The following is a 24,320-nucleotide window of genomic DNA, read 5'->3' as shown; positions in this document are numbered from 1 at the left end:
CGAAATTCAGGATATTTGCGTACAGCGGGTACGCATGGAAAGAAGCCACTTCATCAAGAGCTTTCCCGGTAACGAGATCAATGTCGACTGGGTGGTGAAGGAGATTGAATCCGGCAAGGCTTGGTCCGAGACGCTGGAGCGTTTCAAGCATGCGGTGATCGAACGCCAGACACGTTTGTCTAATGTGCAGACGCGAGCCATGCTGACAATTCCTGCGTTAAAAGACATCAACCGCCAGATGGCTGCAGGCGAAAAGAAAGCCCGCCTAGCCAAGCGCGAGATGATCGAGGCCAACCTGCGTCTGGTGATCTCTATTGCCAAAAAATACACCAACCGTGGCCTGCAGTTTCTTGACCTTATTCAGGAAGGCAACATTGGCCTGATGAAGGCGGTGGACAAATTCGAGTACCGCCGTGGTTACAAGTTCTCCACTTATGCCACTTGGTGGATTCGTCAGGCAATCACGCGTTCGATTGCCGATCAGGCGCGTACCATCCGCATCCCGGTGCACATGATCGAGACCATCAACAAGATGAATCGCATCAGTCGCCAGATCCTGCAGGAAACCGGTCATGAGCCGGATCCGGCCGAACTGGCTGAGCGCATGGAAATGCCGGAAGAGAAGATCCGCAAGATTATGAAAATCTCCAAGGAGCCGATCTCGATGGAAACACCGATCGGTGACGACGATGATTCTCATCTGGGGGACTTTATCGAAGACTCGGTGACCATCACGCCATCGGATGCGGCCATGTATTCGAGCCTGCGTGAGGCGACCAAGGAAGTGCTGGAGTCGTTGACGCCGCGTGAGGCCAAGGTGTTGCGTATGCGCTTCGGTATCGATATGAATACTGATCACACGCTGGAAGAGGTGGGTAAGCAGTTTGATGTGACGCGTGAGCGTATTCGTCAGATTGAGGCTAAGGCATTGCGCAAGCTACGCCATCCGACACGTTCCGAGCGGCTGAAGAGTTTTCTCGACAACGAACCAAATGGTCAGTAAGTAAGCTGCATTTGCCGGAAATTCTGGTATAATCGCTTGCGATCGGGCCTTTAGCTCAGTTGGTTAGAGCAGAGGACTCATAATCCTTTGGTCATCGGTTCAAGTCCGATAGGGCCCACCAAATAAAACAAGGACTTACGGCGGAAGCTGTAAGTCCTTTTTCTGTTGTTGTAGATTGTGTAGGCACTATGTAGGCAGCAGAATGGATTTCGCCTCGTTAATGATGTTTGGTAAGGGGGCTGGATGGTTGCTCAGTAGAGCCATGTTAAAACACGTACATGAGCTAAATGTACGTGTTTCAATGTCTTTAGTGGTTGCTTCGTCGCTTGCACTGCATCGGTGTACTCGTTATCTATCTTACTCGTCCATTGGTATCTGATGCCTAGTCCACTAGCTGAAATCTGTAGTTATTTGTAAACAAGTGGGTGGTGTGGGGCTCAGTGCTGATGCCCGTGCTCGCCATGCACATGCTGGTGGGCAATTTCCTCGGCGGTTGCCGCACGTACGTCCACAACTTTGAGGGCGAAGCGCAGGGTTTTTCCGCAAAGTGGGTGGTTGCCATCCAGTAATACGGTTGGGCCTTTGATCTTGGTGACGAAATAGTAACGCAATTTGCCATCCGGACCGGTGCGTTGGATCTGGCCGCCTACCTTGATGCCCGGCGCGAATTCGGTCTTAGGCATGGTGGTGACCAGGGTCTCGTCGTGTTCGCCGAAGGTGTCTTCGGTAGCGAGTTCCAGCGTGGTTTGAAAGCCTGTCTCCTGGCCTTCAAGTGCGGCTTCCACTTTAGGAAAGAGGTTATTGTAATCGCCGTGCAGGTAGGAGACAGGGGTCTTGCCATCCTCGTAGACCAAGCCACGATTGTCTGTGACTTTCATTCGCAGGGTGACTGCAGTGTTTTGGGTGATTTTCATGGTAGGTAATGGCAAGTGAATTTTAAGCGGGAAGGTTCGCAGTTCAGCGGGGGCGTGTCAACTGGCTGGCGCATCACCAAGTAATTGGTTTTGAAAAATAATGGGTTTGTAGCTTAGGCTGCAAACCCTTTTTTTGTGCCTGACGGCTGGCCGGATACTGGGATAGTAGTGGGGTGCTTGCCGTGCGTTGTTTAGCAGGGTGGTTGGACGGGGCGATGTTTGTTGCTTGGTGATTGTGAACCGGATGGCCAGGTACAGCCGTGCGCAGGCAGGCACGGCTGTCACTTTGATCGCTGCGGCTCAGGCGCCAGGCTGAGCCAGTCCTTCGCGGGACTGATGGCTAGCTGTTTGGTGTGTGCCTGCGAAGGGGAGCGTGTGCCGTTCCAGCAGGAAGGCCAGTAGAGCGACGCCGACACCGCCGCCGACAATATTGCCCAGCGTTGCCGGTACCAGGTTGTGCAAGACATCGGCCATTGTCAACGATTCTGGGGCATGGGCAATAATCAGGCTGAACAGAGCCATATTGGCGATGCTGTGCTCGAAGCCGGAGAAGAAAAAGGCGAATACCAAGAGAAAAACAAGTGCGATTTTTGCCATTTCGTTTTCCAGTTTCATCGGTAGCCATACGGCCAGGCAGATGATCCAGTTACACAGTACGCCTTTCCAGAAAATCTTCATAAATGGTGCGCTGGTTTTGACGGCAGCAATCTGGCTGGCAATATGGTCGGCAGGATAGTCTCCCAAGCCGCCAGTCTGCATCCACACCACCGTAAACAGCAGGATGCCGGCGAAGTTGCCCAAGTAGACGGTGCTCCAACTGGCCAGCATTTCACCCGTCTTGATCCGGTGGGTTAGCTTGCCGACAGCCATATACATCACATTACTGGTGAACAGTTCGGTTTTGGATACGATGATCGCGACCAATGCGGTACCGAAAAAAGCCGAGTAGGCGACGGCATAGTAGGGCGAGCCATTGCTGTGCAGCAGTTGGCCCAGACGCATGCTGACGGCAAGGACGAGTGCAATCAGTGCGCCGGCAAATGCGGCCGACAGGAAGTAGCGGGCGGTGGCAGTGCGTAGAACGCTACGTTTGCTGGTGGCTTGCTGGGCAAGATAGTCGAGAGAATAGGTGTGGCTCATAGTCAATCTATTGTGAGGGCTTATGCCCATATGTTTGGATAATAAATCGAAAATTCATTTTGCGATTTCGAAATGAATATTTCAGAATGTGTGTACAGGTGTAGTCTATCGATAGATCTAGCGTTTAGTGTCGCTTATGTATTAAAATCCTTACTTATCAATGGTTAACGTCAGTTTTTTCGATTTTTGTAGGCGCTATTTTCGTAGTGTTTAGAAATTTGTTTTTGACGTAGATCAAGTAATCGCTTTCGTTTTCGAATTAAAATGAACTCAGCTTGTTACATTTATGTTCGAAGATGAACTAGGAGACGCAAAAGATGGACGCTGTAAATAAGGAAATGCTGGCTGTTGATCCTTGGAGAGAGTTTGCTGCCGGTGACTGGCAGGCACGCGTGGATGTGCGTGACTTTATCCAGAACAACATGACCCCTTACGAAGGCGACGCCGCCTTTCTGGCTGGCGCCACTGCACGTACTCAAGGCATCTGGGACACGCTGTCCGTCCTACTGAAAGAAGAGCGCGCAAAAGGTGTACTGGATGTCTCCGCCGATCGCGGCGCCAGCATCACTGCGCACGATGCCGGTTATATCGACGAGAAGAACGAGCTGATCGTTGGCTTGCAGACCGATGCACCACTCAAGCGCGCCATCATGCCTAATGGCGGTTTGCGCATGGTTGAAAACGGTCTGGAAGCTTTCGGCTTCAAGATTGACCCTGTTGTTAAGGAAATCTGGGAAAAGTATCGCAAGAGCCATAACCAGGGTGTGTTCGATGCTTACACCCCGGAAATTCTGGCCGCACGCAAATCCGGTGTCATCACCGGTCTGCCGGATGCTTATGGCCGTGGCCGTATCATCGGTGACTATCGCCGTGTTGCCCTGTATGGCGTCGACTTCCTGATGGCCGAGCGCAAGAAGGACTGGATGGCGATCAAGCCGCCGATGACCGACGATGTGATCCGCCTGCGTGAAGAGTGCTCCGAGCAGTATCGTGCACTGAACGAACTCAAAGTCATGGCTGCCAAGTACGGCTACGACATCGCCCGTCCGGCTACGACCGCACGCGAAGCGATCCAGTGGACCTACTTCGCCTATCTGGCTGCCGTCAAGGAGCAGAATGGCGCCGCGATGAGCTTCGGTCGTGTCTCGACCTTCCTCGATGTTTATATCGAGCGCGATCTCAAGGCCGGTGTACTGACCGAAGAAGTTGCCCAGGAAATGATCGACGATCTGGTGATCAAGCTGCGCATCGTCCGCTTCCTGCGTACGCCTGACTACGATGCCTTGTTCTCGGGTGATCCGACCTGGGTGACAGAATCCATCGGCGGTATGGGTCTGGATGGCCGTACCCTGGTGACCAAGTCCAGCTTCCGCTTCCTGAATACCCTGTACAACCTGGGCCCGGCTCCAGAGCCTAACCTGACTGTACTGTGGTCGCCTAAATTGCCACGCGGCTTCAAGGATTTCTGTGCCAAGGTTTCGATCGATACCTCGGCTATCCAGTACGAAAACGATGATCTGATGGTACCGAAGTGGGGTGACGACTACGGTATCGCCTGCTGCGTATCCGCCATGGCTATCGGCAAGCAGATGCAGTTCTTCGGCGCCCGTGCCAACTTGGGCAAGACCCTGTTGTACGCAATCAACGGTGGCGTAGACGAGAAAAGCGGTGCCGTGATTGCACGCGGTTACGAGCCGCTCAAGGGCGATGTGCTGGACTACGACGAAGTGATGGAAAAGTTCCTGCCGATGATGGATTGGGTCGTCAAGACCTACGTCGACGCGCTAAACGCGATCCATTACATGCATGACAAGTACTCGTACGAGCGTATCGAGATGGCGCTGCACGATCGCGACATCCTGCGCACCATGGCTTGCGGTATTGCCGGTCTGTCGGTGGCTGCCGACTCGCTGTCCGCCATCAAGCACGCCAAGGTTCACGTGATCCGTAATGAAGACGGCCTAGCTGTCGATTACAAGATCGAAGGCGAATACCCGGCTTACGGCAATAACGATGACCGTGCCGACAGTATCGCGGTATGGCTGACCGAAACCTTTATGGAGAAGATCAAGGCCCAGCCTCACTTCTACCGTAATGCCATGCCGACCCAGTCGGTACTGACCATCACCTCCAATGTGGTGTACGGCAAGAAGACCGGCAATACGCCATGTGGTCGCCGCTCGGGCGAGCCGTTCTCGCCGGGTGCCAACCCGATGAACGGCCGTGATGTGAAGGGCTTTGTCGCTTCGGGTGCTTCGGTTGCCAAGATTCCGTATGACGCGGCACTGGACGGCATCAGCTGGACTTCGTCGGCAACGCCGGATGCCTTGGGCCACACTGCTGAAGAGCGTATCCGTAACCTGGCTAACTGCCTGGATGGCTACGCGGCTGCCGGTGGCTTCCACGTCAACGTCAACGTGTTCAATCGTGAAACGCTGATCGACGCGATGGAACATCCGGAAGAGTACCCACAGCTGACCGTGCGCGTGTCGGGCTATGCGGTGAACTTCGTCAAGCTGACGCGTGAGCAGCAGCTTGACGTCATTAACCGTACTTTCCACGGCAAGATGTAAGCTCGGGTTTCCCTGACGGGAAGCTGGTTCTGGCGGGCGGCGAAAGCCGCCCGCTGTTATTTAGATTAAGGACATTCATGACGACGCCTGTTACCGAAACGCCCATCAATATGGTGGCCGAACCCGCTGCAGTGAAGGGCTATATTCATTCCCTGGAAACCGGTGCGGCTGTCGATGGACCGGGCGTACGTTTTGTGTTCTTCACTTCGGGCTGTCAGTTCCGCTGCCTGTATTGCCACAACCCGGATACCTGGAAGCTGCACCATGGGCGCGAGATCAGCGTGGACGATGCGCTGGCCGAGCTCAAGCCCTACGCCGGCTTCCTCAAATTTGCCGGTGGCGTCACCATTTCCGGTGGCGAGCCTATGATGCAGCCTGACTTTGTCGGTGCCGTATTCAAGGGCGCCAAAGAACGCTTTGGCCTGCATACCACGCTGGATACCCAGGGCTATCTGCATACGGGCTTGCCCGATAGCTGGTTCGATGCGGTAGATCTGGTGATGCTGGACATCAAGCATAGCGACCCGGTGCAATACCAGAAAATCACTGCCCAGCCGCTGCAGCCTACGCTGGATTTTGCCCGGCGCATGGCCGAAATGGGCAAGAAGATGTGGATACGCTATGTACTGGTGCCCGATCTGACCGACGGTTTCGAGGATGTCGAACGTCTGGCGGATTTTGTGGCTACATTGGGTAGCGTGGTCGAGCGTGTTGAAGTCCTGCCTTTTCATCAACTGGGCCAGAGCAAGTGGACCGAACTCGGCATGACGTACGAGCTGGCCGACACCGCGCCGCCGACTGCCGAGTGTGTCGCACGTGTACGCAGCCAGTTTGCCGCCCGCGGTTTTTTTGTCAGCTAAGCGCCTGCGCCTCGCGCAGCCTGGTTCGACTCCCCTAATTTGTTGTTTATTGAAAGCTATACCATGAGCCAATCCCTGATCCTTGTTATCAACTGCGGCAGCTCGTCGCTCAAGTTCGGTCTGTTCCCTGTTGGCGCCGAAGAGCCGACCTTGTCCGGTCTGGCCGAGTGCCTGGGAGATGCCGATTCGCGTGTAATCTTCAAGGCCGACGGCAAGAAAGAGACGCTGGCGATCGCAGGTGGTGCTCACGATCAGGCACTGGAAGCTGTGATCGAACATATCCGTGCCCGTGGCGAACTCGATAGCGTCCTGGCCATCGGCCATCGCGTGGTGCATGGCGGCGAGCATTTCCATGCTTCGGCACTGATTACCCCTGAAGTTGAAGCCGCAATCGAAGCATGCGCCGCGCTGGCGCCGCTGCATAATCCGGCCCACCTGCTGGGTATCCGCGTTTCCCGCGCCTGCCTGCCATCGTTGCCGCAAGTCGCTGTCTTTGATACCGCTTTCCATCAGACCATGCCGCGTGCCGCCTATCTGTACGCCTTGCCGATGAAGCTGTATCGCGACCACGGTGTGCGCCGCTATGGCGCCCATGGCACCAGTCACCGCTTTGTTGCCGCCGCTGCCGTGGCCGAACTGGGCCTGGATGCGGCTAATCACGGTATCGTGATTGCCCACTTGGGTAACGGTGCTTCTGCTGCCGCGATCAAAAACGGCGAGAGTGTAGACACCACCATGGGCATGACCCCGCTGGAAGGCCTGGTCATGGGTACCCGTTCCGGTGATGTGGACCCGGGCAGCCTGGTTTATATTGGTGACAAGCTGGGTCTGGATCTGGCCGGCATCGACAAGCTGTTGAATAAGGAAAGCGGTCTGCTGGGCTTGTCCGAGCTATCCAATGACTGCCGTACGCTGGAAGAAGCTGCAGCCGAAGGCCATGAAGGCGCCATGGTTGCACTGGATGTCTTCGCTCACCGTCTGGCCCGCCATATCGGTGGTCTGGCCACTTCGCTTGACCGTCTGGATGCCGTGGTCTTTACCGGCGGCATCGGCGAGAACAGCAACAAGCTGCGTGCGATGACGCTGGCCAAGCTGGCAACCTTCGGTATCGAAGTCGATGCCGACGCCAACGATCGCTGCATCCGCGGCAAGGCCGGCGTGATCAGCCGCGGCAACGGCCCTAAAGCGATGGTCATCAATACCAACGAAGAATTCATGATCGCCTGCGACACCGCGCTATTGGCCGGTATCACTGCCTGAATCACGAACTAGGATGAAACATGAACCCGCGCAAGCGGGTTCATGTTTTGCAGCCACAAGAAAGGCTTGTTCCATGCAAAAGATATTTTTTCTGGCACCGGTTGGTCACGATGCCGGTCTGACCTCGCTGGGCCTGGGTCTGGTGCGTTCGCTAGAGCGCGAGGGCATCAAGGTCGGTTTTGCCAAACCGATTGCCCAGCCGGGTAATGGTCCTGATCTGTCGACCCACTTTGTCCGTTCCCTGTGCGGCATCGAGGCACCGGAGGCGATCTCCTTCGCCCGCGCCGAAGCCTTGTTGCGCGAGGGCAAGCTGTCCGACCTGATGGAAGAAGTCGTGCAGAATGTCGCGCCTGTGGTGTTGACGCACGATGTCGTACTGGTTGAAGGCCTGATCCCGGGCTCCGATGTGCCGCTGGCCAATGAGCTCAATCTGGAGCTGGCCAAGACACTGACGGCCGACCTGATTCTGGCTATCTCGGCCGCTCGCCGCGATGCGCGCGACATTTTCGAAGCAATTACGCTGGCACAGCGCAACTACAGCGATGCACAGGTCGATCTGGCCGGTGTCATGCTCAACAAGATGCCGGTTGGTGCCGAAGGCATGCAGTTGTTGCAGAATCTGGGCCGTATCGCGCCACCGTTGCCTTTGCTGGCTACGGTACCTTTCGAAGCGCGCCTGAATGCGGTGCGCCTGCTGGATCTGGCATCGCCGTTGGCGCTCAAGATCGATCACGCGGGCAACATCGCCCGCTCGCGTGTGCATGAAGTGGTCGTGGCGGCGCGCGCCGTGGAAAACATGATAGACCGCCTGCGCCCGGGCGCACTGGTGGTGACGCCGGGCGACCGTTCCGACGTGATTCTGGCGACGGCGCTGGCGACCCTGCGTGGCGTTCCGCTGGCCGGTCTGCTGCTGACATGTGGCGAACCTGTGGCTGCAAAAGTCGCTCCGCTGATCGAGTCGGCCAAACTGGCGGGCCTGCCTATTTTGTCGACCGAGCGTGACACTTTCGAAACCAGCTCGCTGCTGGCGGCATTGAATGTCCATGTTGCAGCCGATGACACCGAGCGCATGGAGCAAGTGATCGACTTTATGGCCGAGCACACCATGACCGCCGGCCTCAAGGCCAAGATAGGCGAACCGACCGAGCTGCGTATGCCGCCGCCTGCTTTCCGTCATCGTCTGGTCGAGATTGCCCGTCGTGCTAATAAGCGCATCGTACTGCCGGAAGGTGACGAGCCGCGCACCTTGCAGGCTGCGGCTATCTGCCACGAGAAGGGCATTGCCCGCTGCGTACTGCTGGGTAATCCGGCGCGCATCCATCAGGTTGCCGACGCCCAAGGCGTGGTATTGCCGGCTGATATCGAGATTATCGATCCGGAAGTCGTGCTTAACCGCTATGTCGGCCCTATGGTCGAGCTGCGCAAGTCCAAGGGGCTGACTGCGCCACAGGCCGAGAAGCTGCTGGAAGACACGGTCATGATGGGCACCATGATGCTGGCGCTGGGCGAAGTCGACGGCCTGGTCTCCGGTGCGGTGCATACTACGGCCAATACCGTGCGGCCTGCGCTGCAGTTGATCAAGACCGCACCGGGTGCTTCCATCGTATCCAGCGTGTTCTTTATGCTGATGCCGGATCAGGTGCTGGTCTATGGTGACTGCGCCATCAACCCGGACCCTAGCGCCGAGCAACTGTGCGATATCGCCATTCAGTCGGCTGATTCCGCCAAGTCTTTTGGTATCGAACCGCGCGTAGCGATGATCTCATACTCGACCGGTGCTTCCGGTACCGGTGATGATGTGGAGAAGGTACGTGAGGCGACCCGTCTGGCCAAGGAAAAGCGTCCCGACCTGATGATAGATGGTCCGATGCAGTATGACGCGGCGTCGGTCGAGTCGGTTGGTCGCCAGAAGGCGCCGGACAGCCTGGTTGCCGGTCGTGCCAATGTATTTGTATTCCCGGATCTGAATACCGGCAACACCACCTACAAGGCGGTGCAGCGTTCTGCCGGCGTGGTCTCGGTTGGCCCTATGCTGCAAGGCCTGCGCAAGCCGGTAAACGACTTGTCGCGTGGTGCGCTGGTGGATGATATCGTCTACACCATTGCCCTGACGGCTATTCAGTCTACCCAGTCCTGAATGGTCCGAGTTTAAAAGCCCCTGCAAGCAGTGCTTGCAGGGGCTTTTTGCGTGATTTTCCCGGCTTGAGCCAGTGTGTTTATGCTGTCTCGTGCCCGGCGACGGGGGTTGCTGCGGTGAGTACAAATCTTGCAATGGTGCGGTTGACCAGTCGGTACGCTGGCGTCAGTTGATCCAGCCTTTCGCAGCCTATGCTGGCAAATTCCTGGCATAGCGGACGCAGGCAGACGTAAAAAATATGCTCTATCTGTAGCGAGCAGTAGTGTATGCCTTGGGCTGCAGGGTGGCGACAGAAATCACAGCAGCCGGAAAATGGGTGGCTCAATGGCGACTCGATGTTTGAAGTGTAAACTCAAGTGCTGAGTGTGCCATTTGTGAGACCGCAGCGTTTAAGTAAATTGATGATTAATACTAAAGTAATCGTTAACTTTTTGTAAATATGCTTATTGGTTTTTTGTGGCAGGGTGGGCAACCATCAGCGGTGTCGGCCGCTGTTTGATGTGGTATTTTTGCTACATTGCAGACGTAAAAAAGCCCGCATCAAGCGGGCTGGCATCAGGCAAGGCCTAGTTTAGCTGACGCGCTCTATCAGCGCGCCGACTGCCCCGAGTTTACGCTCGATGTGCTCATAGCCACGGTCGAGGTGGTAAATGCGCTCAACGATCGTTTCGCCGTCGGCAATCAGGCCGGCAATGACCAGACTGGCCGAGGCACGCAAGTCGGTGGCCATGACGGTGGCGCCAGACAGGCGTTCCACGCCACGGATCACTGCAGTGTTGCCTTCGGTCTCGATGTTGGCACCCATGCGCTTGAGTTCCGGCACATGCATGAAACGGTTTTCGAAGATAGTCTCGGTCACCATGGCCGCACCGTCGGCGATGGTGTTGAGGGTCATGAACTGCGCCTGCATATCGGTCGGGAAGGCCGGGTAGGGCAGGGTGCGGATATTGACCGATTTCGGGCGACGCTTCATATCCAGCGAGATCCAGTCGTCACCGCACTCGATAATGGCGCCTGCTTCAACCAGCTTGTCGAGGATGGCCTCCATGCCTTTGGGTGCGGCATGGCGCAGGATGATATGGCCTTGCGTCATGGCGCCGGCGATCAGGAAGGTACCCGCTTCGATGCGGTCCGGCATGATGGCGTATTCGGCGCCGTGCAGCGCCTCTACACCTTCGATGACCAGACGGTCGCTGCCGATACCGCTGATCTTGGCACCCATCTTGTTCAGGCAATGCGCGAGATCGCAGACTTCAGGTTCGCGGGCGGCATTTTCCAGTACGGTGACACCATCGGCCAGCGTAGCGGCCATCAGCAGGTTTTCGGTGCCGGTGACGGTGACCATGTCCATGACGATAGTTGCGCCGCGCAGACGCTTGGCGCGTGCCTTGACGTAGCCGTGTTCGATCGAGACTTCGGCGCCCATGGCAACCAGCCCTTTGATGTGCTGGTCAACCGGGCGCGAGCCGATGGCACAGCCGCCTGGCAGCGAAACGGAAGCTTCGCCGAAGCGGGCCAGTGTCGGGCCCAGCACCAGAATGGATGCGCGCATGGTTTTCACTAGCTCGTAAGGTGCAACTAGCGTATCGATCTGATTGGCGGTGATTTCGACTTCATGCACATTGTCGGTCATTACCCGCACGCCCATGCCTTGCAGCAGTTTCTGTGTGGTGGCTACATCGCGCAGCATGGGGACATTGCTGTAACGCATGGTGCCTGCAGTCAGCAGGCTGGCGCACAGAATAGGCAGCGCCGCATTTTTGGCGCCGGAAACCGGAATTTCGCCATTGAGCGGGCCATTGCCGCGAATAATCAGTTTTTCCATGGTTCAGCCTTGTTGCTCAGCCCACTCTTCGGGGCTGAAAGTTTTCATCGAAAGGGCGTGGATTTCGTCACGCATACGGTCGCCCAAGGCCTTATAGACCAGCTGGTGCTGTTGTACGCGGTTGCGGCCGGAGAATTCCGGGCTGACGATGACCGCCGAAAAATGGGTGCCATCATCGCCTTCTACCTCGATATGCGGGCAGGTGAGCGAGGCGGTGATCAATTGCTTGATGTAGTCAGGAGAAACCATAGTCCGGAACATTCCTAAAAAAGTATCTTAATGGCGTAGCTTGTAGCCGACTTTGATCATCCACAAACCAAGCGAGGAAAGAAGAATAAAACTCAGCCCCACGACACCGAGCGCCAGCCAGGGATCGACGTCGGACTGGCCGAAAAATCCGTAGCGGAAGCCGTCTATCATGTAGAAGACCGGGTTTAAATGCGAAACAGTACGCCACAAGGGCGGCAGGCTATCTATCGAGTAAAACACGCCGGACAAAAAAGTCAGCGGCAGGATAATGAAATTCTGGAAAGCCGCCAGCTGGTCGAATTTTTCCGCCCAGATGCCGGCAATAATACCCAGTGCGCCCAGTACGCCACAGCCTAGCAAGGCAAAGGCCAATATCCATAATGGCGCTTGCGGTAGCGGCATGCCGAACCAGGCGGTAATGGCGATCACCCCGAGGCCAACCACTAGGCCGCGCACGATGGCGGCCGCGAGATAGGCGGCAAAAAACTGCAAGGGCCCCAGCGGGGACAGTAGTAGAAAAACGATATTGCCGGTGATCTTGGACTGGATCAGACTGCTGGAGCCGTTGGCAAAGGCATTTTGTGTCATCGACATCATGGCGAGGCCCGGGATCAGGAAGGCGGTGTAGCTGATGCCGGGATAAACGTCGATATGGCGGCTCATTACATGCGAGAAGATCAGCTGGTACATCAGTGCGGTGAGCACCGGTGCTGCTACGGTCTGAAATGCGACCTTCCAGAAGCGCAGGATCTCTTTCCTGAACAGCGTGTAAAACCCCTGCATCAGGCTTTCCCTCCTTGCATCATGCGTACAAATACGCTTTCCAGATCGGTTTCTATCACCGTCATTTCGCGTACTTCGATATTGGCCTGGCGTAAGGTCGCCAGTACCTGCTCGATATGGGCAATTTGCGGCAGGCGCAGCACTACACGGGCACCCTCATCGCGCACTTTCAGCGCCAGCAGGCTGTCCGGCAGCTCGGCCGACAGTTTGAACGAGACGTCGCGTTCATTGCTGTGAGCCAGTAGCGTGCTTTTTTCTTCCAGTGCGATCAGCTTGCCGTTTTTCAGCATGGCGATGCGCTTGCACAGCGCTTCGGCTTCTTCCAGATAATGCGTGGTCAGTACGATGGTGTGGCCGGCTTCGTTCAGTTCGCGCACAAAGGCCCACAGGCTCTGTCTGAGCTCGACATCGACACCCGCGGTCGGTTCGTCCAGCACAATGACAGGCGGGCGGTGTACTAGGGCCTGAGCGACCATCACCCGGCGCTTCATGCCGCCGGACAGGGCGCGCATATTGCTATTCGCCTTATCGCTCAAACCCAGCTTGTGCAACAACTCGTCCAGCCAGTTATCGTTGTGCTTGAGGCCGAAGTAGCCGGACTGGAAACGCAGGCTTTCACGCACCGAGAGGAAGGGGTCGAATACCAGCTCTTGTGGAACCACGCCCAAGGTTTTGCGTGCCTGATAAGCGGCGCTGATGGTGTCGTGGCCAAGAATGCGGATATGGCCGCTGCTTTGGCGCGACAGGCCTGCCATGGCCGATATCAGCGTGGTCTTGCCGGCCCCGTTGGGGCCAAGCAGGGCGAAAAACTCGCCCGCCTCTACGCGGAAACTGACCTTGTCCAGCGCCTGCAGGGCGCCGTAAGTCTTGCTGACAGACTGGATTTCAATGGCAGGAGTCATAAGGCCGCAACGGGCAAAGACCGGCATTATAGCCGGAATCGGTCCGCTGCGTCAGTCGTGCACCAGCCAGCAGTCTCGCTTGAAAACCCCCGAAAAATAGGGCTTTAACAGGCTCTCGGGCTGGCTCTGTAATAAGGGCGTATCCGGCAATAACAGGCTGAATTGGACCAGTCCGCGCAGTTGTGCCTGCCAGGCGATAGCCGCAGCTACCGGATCAATGCCCAGCTTGAGTTGCCCCTGCTGCTGGGCTAGTTGGATGATGCAGATCAGGCGCTGCTGCAGTTGGCGGATCCAGTCCAGATTCTCGATCTGCAGCGACTGCAACTCGCCTACATACTCGCAACGAAAAAATAGAATACCGAGAATGCGGCGGATGTCGGGCGACTGACTGACGGTTGTCATAATTTCGAGACTGCCGCGCCACAGACTGTGAGCCGCATTGTCTAAGGCGTTGCGCTCCATGGTGTCGTATATATGGTGGTAGGGCGGTACCACTTGTTGACTCATGGCGCAGAACAGGTCGAGCTTGTCCTTGAAGTGCCAGTAGATGGCACCGCGAGTCAGCCCTGCGGCATTGGCTATGTCAGCGAGTGAAGTATGGCTGACGCCTTTCTCCCAGAACAGCAGAGCGGCTGTTTCCAGTAATTTTTGCCGGGTTTGTTCTGCTTCTTCTTTGGTTTTTCTGGCCATGGCTACCTGTTTTTTTTATCAGAGTGTTGTTGCGCGTATCAGGCGCCACAAATATTGACCCGTCGCTTGATGGTATAGCGGAATGTAGAAACAAGCTTTTTGCCATTTTACATTCATGCTTGTATGTATGTAAAATGCAGCCCATCTCCAAAAACACAATATGTAATCTATTCTGGGAAAGATATGTGTATGGTTTGGGTATCTGTTTCCGAGGAAGACAACATGTCACTATCGAGTATAAAAATGAAAAGACCCGTTACTTGGCTGTTGCTAACAGCCGTTGCGGCCAGCCTGATGGCTTGTGGCAAGGATGAAGGCGCGGCAGGCAAACAGGGCGCGATGCCGCCTATGCCGGTATCCGTGGTGTCCATACAGCCCAAGGATATTCCGCTGACCTTCGAATATGCCGGCCAGGCTGCGGGTTTCCGTGAGGTTCAGGTACGCGCTCGCGTCGAGGGTATCCTGCTGCACCGCAATTTTGTCGAAGGGCGTCGCGTCAAGCAGGGCGATACCCTGTTCGAGATCAGTCCCGATACCTATATCGCGGCGGTGGATCAGGCCAAGGGCAGCCTGGCGGTGCAGGAGGCCAACTATAACCAGGCCAAACGCACCTATGACCGCGTGCTGCCGCTGTTCAAGGAAAATGCCGTCAGCCAGCAGGACCGCGATAATGCCCTGGCCGCCTATGAAAGCGGCAAGGCGGCGGTCGAGTCGGCGCGCGCTACGCTCAAGCAGGCGCAGATCAATCTGGGCTACACCAAAGTCACTGCCCCAATCTCCGGCCTGACCAGTCTGGATGTGGTCTCCGAAGGCAGTCTGGTGAGCCCCAACAGCATGCTGACCCGTATTTCGCAGCTTAATCCTATCTATGTGAATTTCTCTTTCTCGGATAACGAAGCGCAGAAACTGCGCCGTGATATCGACGAAGGCCGGATTCGTGTGCCGGCACAGAATGCCTATCAGGTATCGGTCAACATGTCTGATGGTTCGACCTTTGACCAGATCGGCAAGATCAACTTCTCCGACAATGTGGTGAATACCAATACCGGTACCATCAGCAGTCGTGCCCAGTTCGCCAACCCGCAAGGCATGTTGTTGCCGGGGCAGTTCGTGCGTGTGACGCTCACGGGGGCCGAGCGCGTCAATGCGATTACCGTGCCTCAGGTAGCGGTGCTGACTACGCAGCAGGGCAAGCTGGTGTGGACGGTGAATAAGGATGGCAAGGCCGAACCACGTCCGGTCGAGGTGATCGATCAGGTTGGTGCCGACTTCGTGATCGGTAGTGGTCTGGCCAAGGGCGATCGCGTGGTGGTCGACAACATCCTCAAGCTACGTCCGGGTGCTCCGCTGACGCCGCATGAGGCTGGCAGCAAGCCTGCCGCTTCCGCACCTGTCGCTCAGGCCCAAGGCTGATAAAAGGAGTCTGACCCTATGTTTTCTGCCTTCTTTATCAGGCGTCCTATCTTTGCCACGGTGATCTCGCTGATCATGATGCTGGCAGGTCTGGCTGCCATTTCGGCATTGCCGGTCGAGCAGTATCCGGACATTGTGCCGCCGGTGGTACAGGTGCAGGCTACCTATCCTGGCGCTTCGGCCCAGGTGATCGCCGACACCGTCGCGTCCCCGCTGGAGCAGTCGATCAACGGCGTCGAGAGCATGATTTACCTGCAGTCGTCCAGCTCGAGTAACGGCGTCTTGAAGTTGAATGTCAGCTTCAAGATCGGTACCGACCCGGACCAGGCGACCATCGACGTCAATAACCGCGTGCAGTCGGCGCTGACACAGTTGCCGCAGGAAGTGCGCCGTCAGGGCGTGACTGTGACCAAACAGTCGACCGCGATGTTGCAGATTATCGCGCTGGTGTCGCCGGACAAGCGTTACGACACGCTGTTTATCAGCAACTACGCCACGCTGAATATTGTCGATGAGCTCAAGCGCATTCCCGGTGTGGGTAGCGTGGTCAACTTCGCGTCGCAAGACTACGCGATGCGGGTCTGGCTCAAGCCCGACCAACTGGCCAAGCTCAAGCTGACGCCATCGGATATTTCCACTGCCATCAACCAGCAGAATGCGCAGTACGCTGCGGGCAAGGTTGGCGCGGAACCGATGGAGAAGCCGAGCGACTTCACCTACACGGTGACGACGCAAGGCCGTCTGACCGATGTCACCGAGTTCGAGAACATCATCGTGCGCTCGAACCCGGATGGCTCCAACCTGCGTCTGAAAGACGTGGCTCGGGTCGAACTGGGTGCGCTGAACTACGACTTCAAGGGGACGTATAACGGCCTGCCTACCGTGCCGGTGGGGATCTATCTGTCGCCGGGTGCCAACCAGCTGGCGGTGGCCGATGCGGTCAATGCGACCATGGCCAGGTTGTCGCAAAGCTTCCCAGGCGGGCTGGAGTATTCCATTCCTTATGACACCACCGATTTTGTACGCGTGTCGATTGAGGAGGTATACAAAACCTTTGCCGAAGCCATGGTGCTGGTGTTCCTGGTGGTGTACCTGTTCTTGCAGAACTGGCGTGCGACCTTGATTCCTTGCCTCGCGGTGCCGGTGTCGATTATCGGTACCTTTGCCGGCATGTATGCGCTGGGTTTCTCCATCAATACGCTGACCCTGTTCGGCATGGTGCTGGCTATCGGTATCGTGGTCGATGATGCGATCGTGGTGCTGGAAAACGTCGAACGTATCATGCGAACCGAGAAATTGCCGCCGAAGCAGGCTTCTATCAAGGCGATGGAGGAGGTGGCGGGTCCGGTGGTGGCTATCGTACTGGTGCTGGTATCGGTGTTCCTGCCGGTCGCCTTCCTGGGCGGTATCGCCGGCCAGATGTACAAGCAGTTCGCCATTACCATTGCCGTGTCGGTGACCATTTCCGGTATCGTCGCGCTGACGCTGACGCCAGCCTTGTGTGCGATCTTGCTGAAAGAAGGGCATCAGGAGCCTAACCGCTTCTTTGCTGCGTTTAATCGGTTTTTTGACAAAATAACCGACCACTACACCTCGGGCGTGCGCTTTTTGCTGAAGCGTTCTTTTGTTGCCTTCGTGATGTTCGGCGGCATGATAGCCATCACCGCCGGCCTGTTCACCATGGTGCCAGGTTCCTTGGCGCCGGAGGAAGACCAGGGCTATGTGATTGGTGCCGTGATCCTGCCCGATGGTGCCTCGCTGTCGCGTACGGCAGACACTATGGACAAGATGGGCGCGGATCTGCAGAAAAATCCGGCCGTCAAGGTGGTGATGAACTTTGCCGGCTTCGATATTCTGTCCGGCGGCAACAAGACCAACTCGGGTGTCAGCTTTGTGACACTCAAGCCGTGGAGTGAGCGCAAGTCTGCCGATCAATCCGCCTTTGCCGTGATAGGGGATATTTTCAAACTGGGAGCGAAGATTCCGGAAGGTGTAGTGCTGGCGTTTAATCCGCCACCGATCGCCGGCATGTCGTCGACCGGTGGTTTTGAAGCCTATATCCAGAGCCGTGGTGGCGCATCTCCGGAAGAGATGAGCGTACAGGTGAAGAAGCTGATCGCCGCAGCCTCCAAGCGTCCGGAGTTGGCGGGCCTGTCGACCACCTTCTCGGCCGATGTGCCGCAGATCAACGTCAAGCTTGACCGCGAGAAAACGGTGGCCTACGGCGTACAGGTCAATCAGGTGTTCGACACCATGCAGAGCACTTTTGGTTCGCTGTATGTGAACGACTTCAATAAGTTCGGCCGTATCTACAAGGTGCAGTTGCAATCCGAAGAGGAGTTCCGTTCCAAGATCGATGACCTGCGTAATATCTATGTGCGCTCGGCCAATGGCGACATGATCCCGCTGACCTCGCTGGTGACGGTAGAAATGGGTACCGGTCCGCAAACCATGGAGCGTTTCAATGCCTTCCCTGCCGCTAAGGTAGTCGGTGGTCCGGCGCAGGGGTATAGCTCGGGCGAGTCGTTGATCGCGATGGAAGAGGTGGCCAAGGAAGTGCTGCCTGCTGACTATTCGCTGTCGTGGAGTGGCAGTGCCTATCAGGAGCAGTCCACCAGCGGTTCGACCTTTATGGTGTTCGGCTTTGGCATGATCATGGTGTTCCTGATCCTGGCCGCTCAGTACGAGCGCTGGACCTTGCCGATTGCGGTGCTGACTGCGGTACCGTTTGCGCTGTTCGGTGCGATTATGGCCACTTGGCTGCGCGGTCTGCAGAACGACATCTACTTCCAGGTGGCGCTGGTGGCGCTGATCGGTCTGGCGGCGAAGAACGCCATTCTGATTGTCGAGTTTGCGGTGATGAAGTTCGAAGAAGGAGAGAGCCTGTTCGACTCGGCGATGGAAGCGGCCAAGCTGCGTTTCCGCCCTATCGTGATGACCTCGCTGGCCTTTATTCTGGGCGTTGTGCCATTGGCGATTTCGTCCGGTGCGGGTTCGGCCAGTCGCCATGCCATCGGTACCGGTGTGATCGGCGGTATGCTGGCAGCGACCTTTATCGCGGTATTCTTTATTCCGCTCTTCTTCCTGTTGATCATGAAGGCATCGAACAAGGGCAAGGACCATTACCAGGTGCCGGATGAAGCCGGCACTGAAATCAAGGAGTCTACCGATGCTCATTAAAAGTCTGCCGCTATGGATCGCCATCGCGCTGACCGGCTGCGCGGTTGGCCCCGACTACACTAGACCGGTGGTGGAAATGCCGGGAGCCTGGCAATCCGGGGCGCAGGCCCCGGCCGCAGCCCAGATGATCGTTGTGCAGGACTGGTGGAAGTCGTTCAACGACCCGGTGCTGGATAAACTGGTCGACGAAGCACTGGTTTATAACCGCAATCTGGCACAAGCCGTGGCGCGTGTGGATGAAGCCCGTGCCCAGGCCGGTATCGCGCGCGCTAATCTGGTGCCGCAGCTGTCGGCCAACGCCGGTTTCCAGCGTGGCCGCACCTCGGCGGATTCCGCCGGCGGTTCGCAGCTGTCCGATGCGCGCACTGCCAATGGCGTGCTGAGCTGGGAGCTGGACTTGTGGGGCAAGCTCAGGCGTGCCAATGAAGCGGCACTGGCTAATCTGGCTGCCTCCGAGTACACCCGCGATGCGACCCGCTTGTCGATTTCGGCCAGTGTGGCGCAGGCCTATTTCCAGTTGCGTGCCTACGACGCCCAGCTCGATATTACCCGCCGTACGCTGGTATCGCGTGAAGAGGGTTTGCGCATCAATAAGCGCCGCTTCGAAGGTGGCGTCACCTCCGAGCTGACCTATCGTCAGGCCGAGGCCGAAGCCGCCTCGGCACGGGCAGGCGTGCCATCGCTGCAACAGTCGGTGATCCAGACCGAAAATGCTCTGGCGATCTTATTGGGGCGTTCGCCGCGTGCTTTGGTCGATAGCAAGATTGCACGTGGCGCAGTGGCCGCTTTACAGGTGCCGGTTGATATTCCCGCCGGTTTGCCATCCGATCTATTGATGCGTAGGCCCGATCTGCGGGCGGCCGAACAGCAGCTGAAGGCGGCCAATGCCCGTATCGGTGTGGCACGCGCGGCTTACTTCCCGACTATCGGTCTGACCGGTGCACTGGGTTCGCAAAGCACGGCGCTGGACACGCTGTTCAGCGGCCCGATGCGTACCTGGAGTTTTGCAACCAATCTGGCCATGCCTATCTTTGACTGGGGCAAGACCGGGGCCGGAGTGGATGCCGCAAGCGCACAGCAGAAGCAGGCATTGGCTACCTACGAGCTGGCGATACAAAGTGCTTTTGGCGAGACGCTGGATGCCTTGTCGTTCACGCAGACATCGCGTGACCGTCAGGCCGCCTTGTTCACCCAGCTGCAGGCCTTGCAGGAAAGCTTGCGTCTGGCGCGGCTGCGTTACGATAACGGCTATTCCAGCTATCTTGAGGTGCTGGATTCCGAGCGGGGTTCGTATCAGGCCGAGTTGCAACTGGTGAGTGCCCGTCTGGATCAGCTGCAGGCAGCTATCAATCTGTACAAGGCTTTGGGTGGGGGCTGGGACAGTCCGCAAACACAGCCCTGAGCTGGACGCGCTGTAGATAAAAATGCCCCTGATCGTCAGGGGCATTTTTTTGCTCAAGGTATTTGGCTTGCTACCGTCTGATGCAGACGATCAGGGCTGTACTGGCGCGGGGATTGGTAGGGGCTGAGTGCTCGCTGCGGGAGCTGATGCCGCAGGGTCCTGTGGGTCTCCGACCAGATCATCGATATTGATCTCTTCGTCGTCCGGGTCTTGTGGCAGCTGTGTACCCGTTTTTTTGGCCCGCATCTGCATATAGGCATCACGGGTAAAGGTGTAGGCATCCAGTGACGACTCGTCCAGCTGTTTTTCCAGTCCCAGCAGGCGTTCACGTTCATTGATGCCATAGAGGCCATAGAAGCCGACGGCTTCGGTAGGCGTGCTGTAGACCAGCTTTTCGGGGCCGGGGATGGCCAGCGAGACGCCAAGACCGGAGCTGTCACGTACGGTGGACGGGCCGAAGAAGGGCAGCATCAGGTAGTCGCTCTGCTTCCAGCCCCAAGTGGCAAAAGTATCGCCCAGCGTCGTACGGTTTTTGACGAGGCCGGCCGGGGTGGCGATATCGATCAGGCCGAACAGGCCGAAAGTCGAGTTGATGCTGACGCGCATTAAATCGTTGAGTGCTTTTTCCGGTTCGGCGCGCAGGGTGTTGTTCAGGATGCTGAATACATCCTGCAGGTTGCCGTAGAAATTGCCGACGGCGGTGCGTAAGGGGCGCGGCGTCACCATGCGGTAGCCTTCGGCTGCAGGCTTGAGCACATTGCGATCCAGCGACGTATTGAAACTGTACATCGAGCGGTTGAAAGGCTCGTACGGGTCATACGGGCTGTTCGGGTTGCTGGCACAGGCCGACAACGACAGTACGGTAAGCGCAGTGAACAGGCGCAAGGACTTCATGCTGCGTGCTCCAAGAGGTTATCCAGTAATGCCTCTGCGCCATACAGGCGGGCCAGGCTCAGCAGTGGCTCGGGCATACCGTACAGGGTGAAGCATTTCCCTTTGACTTTAGCCTGGCGTGCCAGTTCGAACAGCAGCGCTAAAGCGGCCGAATCGGCACGCGTTAGCGCTGACAAATCCAGATGCAGGCTGTCATGGCTATTCAGCTCGGCCGACAGGCGCTTGAGAGCATGTGCAACCGTCAGCATGGTCAGCTCTGCCGGCTGCACCGTACGGGCTGCCATTGCGTTTTTTTCCGCCATCAGGCCGCACTGCCACGCGCGAGCTTGGCATTCTTGTCCCGCAGGCTGCGGATCAGGCCGTCCAGACCGCCTTTGCGGATTTCATCGCTGAACTGGTTACGGTAGACGGTGACCAGACTGGCGCCTTCCACGCTGACATTGAATACTTTCCAGCCCTGTGTCGTCTTGTACAGTACGTAGTCGACGTTGACCGGTTTGTTGCCATTGCTGTTATTGACCGAGATTTCCGACTTGACGGTGGCTTCGCGGCCTTCGTTATTCATAATCACACTGGGCTTGATGCTGACCGATGCATTCTTGAAGCGCGTCATGGTACCGGAATAGGTGCGTACCAGCATGATCTGGAACTCGCGTGCCAAAGCGTCTTTTTGCTCTGGCGTCGCCTCACGCCAGCCGCGGCCCACGGCCAGCGCCGTCATGCGGGTAAAATCGAACTTGGGAATGACAAAAGTCTCAACTTGGGTGCGGATTTTGCCGGTGTTTTTACCGTCATCTTTTTTCAGCAGGTCCAGCACTTGGGTCGAGGTGTCCTGAATCAGCTCCAGTGGCGATTCGGCTGCGAGCACCGGGTTGGAGAGTCCGAGGAATAGTAGGGTCGTGATCAGTAGTTTTTTCATGGTCTGCTGCCGAGTAATGGATGGGGTGTCGTACTGCAAATGTGAGCTTAGGGCTGCGTGTCTTCTTTAGCTGCGCCACCTTCGGCAAAGCTGGTCATGAATTTGCCTATCAGTTGCTCCAGCACCAGTGCCGAAGAGGTCAGCGCAATACGGCCGCCAGGCTTGAGATCTTCCTCGTCGCCGCCTTGTACCAAGCCGATATACTGTTCACCCAGCAAGCCGGCAGTCAGGATTTCGGCACTAACGTCCTGGCTGAATGTGTACTGCGAGTCTATGACCAGATTGACCTTGGCCTGATAGTTTTTGGTATCAAGCTCAATGCTGCTGACCCGTCCGACCAAGACCCCGGCCGCTTTGACCGGTGCTTTGACCCTGAGGCCGCCGATATTGTCGAATTCGGCATAGAGCGCATAGCTCTTGTCTGCACTTTGCGGTGTCAGGTTCGCGACTTTCAGTGACAGAAAGGCGATGGAAACTAGGCCGATTGCGACAAAGATGCCGACCCACAAATCGATGATGGAGCGTTTCATGATGGTTTTTTCCGAAGCTAGAACATGAAGGCGGTGAGGACAAAATCAAGCGCCAGAATCACCAGCGCCGAGGTCACCACCGTGCGGGTAGTGGCAGCCGATACGCCGGCTGCAGTAGGGGTCGCGTCAAAGCCTTCGTAGACGGCAATCAGGGTGACAGCGACACCGAAGAACAGGCTTTTGATCAGGCCATTGACCACATCGACGTGCAGGTCGACATTGTTTTGCATCTGCGACCAGTAGCTGCCGCTATCCAGTCCTATCATGATGACCCCGACATAGTAGCCGCCGAGTATCCCCATTACGTTGAAGAGTGCCGCCAGTACCGGCATCGACAGCACGCCGGCCCAGAAGCGCGGCGCCACCACACGGGCGATAGGATTGACCGCCATCACGCTCATGGCATCCAGTTGTTCAGTCGCTTTCATCAGTCCGATTTCGGCGGTCATGGCCGAGCCGGAACGGCTGGCAAACAAGAGTGCAGCCAGGACCGGCCCCAGTTCGCGCAGCAAGGACAGCGCTACCAGTGCGCCCAGTGCATCGGTCGAGCCAAAGCGCACCAGCGTGGTATAGCCCTGCAGCCCAAGAACCATGCCGACGAACAGGCCGGACACCACGATGATGATCAGCGACAAGACGCCGGAAAAATAGACTTCGCGTATCACCAGATGAAAGCGCAGCAGGCTTTGGCCGGAGTTGAGCAGGATGGCCACAAAAAAGCGGCTGATCAGCCCCAGGCGCCAGATGGCCTCGATCACCCAGTGGCCGAGTCTGCGTAGCGGCGAGAGCAGGCTATCAAGCATTATTGTCTCCTGTCAGGCCCAGATCGTCGGCCAGCGTAGTGCTGGCCGGATACGCCAGCTGTACCGGTCCGTCGGCTTCGCCATAGACAAACTGGTGCACCCAGGGCGAACTGGAGGCGCGTACCTCATCGGGTGTGCCCTCGGCCACGATCTCGCCATTGGCGACAAAGTAGACATAGTCGACGATATTCAGCGAGTGCTGGACATCATGGGTCACCATCACCGAAGTAGTCCCCAGCGCATCACTGAGTTTCTTGATCAGGTGGGCGATCGCGCCCAGCGAGATCGGGTCCAGACCGGTAAATGGCTCGTCGTACAGCATCAGCGCCGGATCCAGCGCAATGGCGCGCGCCAGCGCGATGCGGCGCGACATCCCGCCTGACAGTTCGGCCGGCATCAGGCGCTCGGTGCCGCGCAAACCCACGGCGGCCAGCTTCATCAGCACCAGATCGCGCACCATGCTGTCTGGCATCCGGGTGTGCTCACGGATAGGGAAGGCCACATTGTCGAATACCGACAGGTCGGTAAACAGCGCGCCGAACTGGAACAGCATCCCCATGCGGCGGCGGTGCTCGAATAGCTCGCGGCTACTCATTTTTTCGACATGGCATCCATCGACGATTACCTCGCCCTGTTGTGGATGGACCTGGCCCGAGATCAGGCGCAGCAAGGTGGTCTTGCCGCTGCCGCTGCCGCCCATAATGGCGACAAAGCGTCCGCGCGGGATGCTCAGGTTGATGTTTTTCAGGATGCTGCGTTCACCGTAGGCAAAGCTGACATTCCTGAATTCGATAAAACTGTCTGTGCTCACGGAGGTTTCTATGACCGAAAAAAATGGGGCAG

At 57.1% G+C, this 24,320-nt stretch carries 21 protein-coding genes and 1 tRNA gene; 9 read left to right on the top strand and 13 right to left on the bottom strand.

Annotated elements, in window-relative coordinates; all coding sequences use genetic code 11:
- The coding region (rpoD, locus tag ACRC1E_RS06680) for an RNA polymerase sigma factor RpoD (protein ID WP_438514331.1) at positions 1–1,003 on the top strand (1,003 nt) is incomplete at its 5' end.
- A 44-nt stretch (positions 1,004–1,047) separates the two neighbouring features.
- Positions 1,048–1,124, top strand: a tRNA-Ile gene (locus ACRC1E_RS06675).
- A gap of 316 nt (positions 1,125–1,440) precedes the next feature.
- Here the strand turns inward: ACRC1E_RS06675 and ACRC1E_RS06670 are convergent.
- Positions 1,441–1,917: an FKBP-type peptidyl-prolyl cis-trans isomerase gene (locus ACRC1E_RS06670; RefSeq protein ID WP_438514330.1), complete on the bottom strand. Its 477-nt coding sequence runs from the start codon at positions 1,915–1,917 to the stop codon at positions 1,441–1,443.
- Between the two features lie 300 nt (positions 1,918–2,217).
- The gene (locus ACRC1E_RS06665) at positions 2,218–3,057 is read right to left on the bottom strand and encodes a formate/nitrite transporter family protein (protein WP_438514329.1); all 840 of its coding nucleotides are present in this window, start codon (positions 3,055–3,057) and stop codon (positions 2,218–2,220) included.
- 317 nt (positions 3,058–3,374) lie between these two features.
- Here ACRC1E_RS06665 and pflB point away from each other — a divergent pair, with 317 nt between their 5' ends.
- The 4 genes from pflB to pta all read left to right on the top strand — a co-directional run bounded on the left by pflB (position 3,375) and on the right by pta (position 9,887).
- Complete coding sequence (gene pflB / locus ACRC1E_RS06660) at positions 3,375–5,630, top strand: formate C-acetyltransferase (protein ID WP_438514328.1); 2,256 nt, start codon at positions 3,375–3,377, stop codon at positions 5,628–5,630.
- Positions 5,631–5,707: 77 nt separating this feature from the next.
- Positions 5,708–6,490, top strand: coding sequence for a pyruvate formate-lyase-activating protein (gene pflA / locus ACRC1E_RS06655; RefSeq protein WP_438514327.1), 783 nt, complete (start codon positions 5,708–5,710; stop codon positions 6,488–6,490).
- 63 nt (positions 6,491–6,553) lie between these two features.
- On the top strand, positions 6,554–7,750 hold the full coding sequence (locus ACRC1E_RS06650) for an acetate/propionate family kinase (protein ID WP_438514326.1): 1,197 nt from the start codon (positions 6,554–6,556) through the stop codon (positions 7,748–7,750).
- Positions 7,751–7,763: 13 nt separating this feature from the next.
- Complete coding sequence (pta, locus tag ACRC1E_RS06645) at positions 7,764–9,887, top strand: phosphate acetyltransferase (protein ID WP_438514325.1); 2,124 nt, start codon at positions 7,764–7,766, stop codon at positions 9,885–9,887.
- Between the two features lie 571 nt (positions 9,888–10,458).
- Here pta and murA read toward each other — a convergent pair.
- From murA to ACRC1E_RS06620, 5 genes are read right to left on the bottom strand one after another with little or no spacing between them, the layout of a single operon-like run.
- Positions 10,459–11,712 (bottom strand): UDP-N-acetylglucosamine 1-carboxyvinyltransferase, encoded by a 1,254-nt coding sequence (gene murA, locus ACRC1E_RS06640; RefSeq protein WP_438514324.1) that lies wholly within the window; start codon positions 11,710–11,712, stop codon positions 10,459–10,461.
- Positions 11,713–11,715: 3 nt separating this feature from the next.
- The gene (locus ACRC1E_RS06635; RefSeq protein ID WP_438514323.1) at positions 11,716–11,961 is read right to left on the bottom strand and encodes a BolA family protein; all 246 of its coding nucleotides are present in this window, start codon (positions 11,959–11,961) and stop codon (positions 11,716–11,718) included.
- Positions 11,962–11,988: 27 nt separating this feature from the next.
- Positions 11,989–12,744 (bottom strand): ABC transporter permease, encoded by a 756-nt coding sequence (locus ACRC1E_RS06630; RefSeq protein ID WP_438514322.1) that lies wholly within the window; start codon positions 12,742–12,744, stop codon positions 11,989–11,991.
- Positions 12,744–13,646 (bottom strand): ABC transporter ATP-binding protein, encoded by a 903-nt coding sequence (locus ACRC1E_RS06625; RefSeq protein WP_438514321.1) that lies wholly within the window; start codon positions 13,644–13,646, stop codon positions 12,744–12,746. The genes ACRC1E_RS06630 and ACRC1E_RS06625 overlap by 1 nt, the downstream gene beginning before the upstream one ends.
- Positions 13,647–13,697: 51 nt before the next feature.
- A complete protein-coding gene (locus ACRC1E_RS06620) occupies positions 13,698–14,336 on the bottom strand; it encodes a TetR family transcriptional regulator (RefSeq protein ID WP_438514320.1) in 639 nt (212 codons plus the stop codon).
- Positions 14,337–14,579: 243 nt separating this feature from the next.
- Between ACRC1E_RS06620 and ACRC1E_RS06615 the strand changes: the two genes are divergently transcribed.
- Genes ACRC1E_RS06615 through ACRC1E_RS06605 form a run of 3 tightly spaced genes read left to right on the top strand, consistent with a single transcriptional unit; the run spans position 14,580 to position 20,331 of the window.
- Complete coding sequence (locus ACRC1E_RS06615; RefSeq protein ID WP_438514319.1) at positions 14,580–15,749, top strand: efflux RND transporter periplasmic adaptor subunit; 1,170 nt, start codon at positions 14,580–14,582, stop codon at positions 15,747–15,749.
- 18 nt (positions 15,750–15,767) lie between these two features.
- Positions 15,768–18,929, top strand: a complete 3,162-nt coding sequence (locus ACRC1E_RS06610; protein WP_438514318.1) for an efflux RND transporter permease subunit — start codon at positions 15,768–15,770, stop codon at positions 18,927–18,929.
- Positions 18,919–20,331, top strand: a complete 1,413-nt coding sequence (locus tag ACRC1E_RS06605; protein WP_438514317.1) for an efflux transporter outer membrane subunit — start codon at positions 18,919–18,921, stop codon at positions 20,329–20,331. Before ACRC1E_RS06610 ends, ACRC1E_RS06605 begins: the two co-directional genes overlap by 11 nt.
- 90 nt (positions 20,332–20,421) lie before the next feature.
- Here the strand turns inward: ACRC1E_RS06605 and ACRC1E_RS06600 are convergent, their stop codons facing one another.
- From ACRC1E_RS06600 to ACRC1E_RS06575, 6 genes are read right to left on the bottom strand one after another with little or no spacing between them, the layout of a single operon-like run.
- The gene (locus tag ACRC1E_RS06600; protein ID WP_438514316.1) at positions 20,422–21,225 is read right to left on the bottom strand and encodes an MlaA family lipoprotein; all 804 of its coding nucleotides are present in this window, start codon (positions 21,223–21,225) and stop codon (positions 20,422–20,424) included.
- Complete coding sequence (locus ACRC1E_RS06595) at positions 21,222–21,509, bottom strand: STAS domain-containing protein (RefSeq protein ID WP_438514315.1); 288 nt, start codon at positions 21,507–21,509, stop codon at positions 21,222–21,224. The genes ACRC1E_RS06600 and ACRC1E_RS06595 overlap by 4 nt, the downstream gene beginning before the upstream one ends.
- Before the next feature lie 17 nt (positions 21,510–21,526).
- Positions 21,527–22,144 carry an MlaC/ttg2D family ABC transporter substrate-binding protein gene (locus tag ACRC1E_RS06590; protein ID WP_438514314.1) on the bottom strand — a complete coding sequence of 206 codons (618 nt, stop codon included), beginning with the start codon at positions 22,142–22,144 and terminating at the stop codon, positions 21,527–21,529.
- Positions 22,145–22,191: 47 nt separating this feature from the next.
- Complete coding sequence (gene mlaD, locus ACRC1E_RS06585; protein WP_438514313.1) at positions 22,192–22,674, bottom strand: outer membrane lipid asymmetry maintenance protein MlaD; 483 nt, start codon at positions 22,672–22,674, stop codon at positions 22,192–22,194.
- A 17-nt stretch (positions 22,675–22,691) separates the two neighbouring features.
- Positions 22,692–23,477, bottom strand: coding sequence for a lipid asymmetry maintenance ABC transporter permease subunit MlaE (mlaE, locus tag ACRC1E_RS06580; protein WP_438514312.1), 786 nt, complete (start codon positions 23,475–23,477; stop codon positions 22,692–22,694).
- Positions 23,470–24,288: an ABC transporter ATP-binding protein gene (locus ACRC1E_RS06575; RefSeq protein ID WP_438514332.1), complete on the bottom strand. Its 819-nt coding sequence runs from the start codon at positions 24,286–24,288 to the stop codon at positions 23,470–23,472. Before ACRC1E_RS06575 ends, mlaE begins: the two co-directional genes overlap by 8 nt.
- Positions 24,289–24,320 lie beyond the last annotated feature (32 nt).

The organism is Craterilacuibacter sp. (genome assembly GCF_051659485.1).
GTDB lineage: Bacteria > Pseudomonadota > Gammaproteobacteria > Burkholderiales > Chromobacteriaceae > Craterilacuibacter.
Note: the sequence above shows the minus strand (reverse complement) of the source record. Positions and strands in the feature narration are given on the sequence as shown.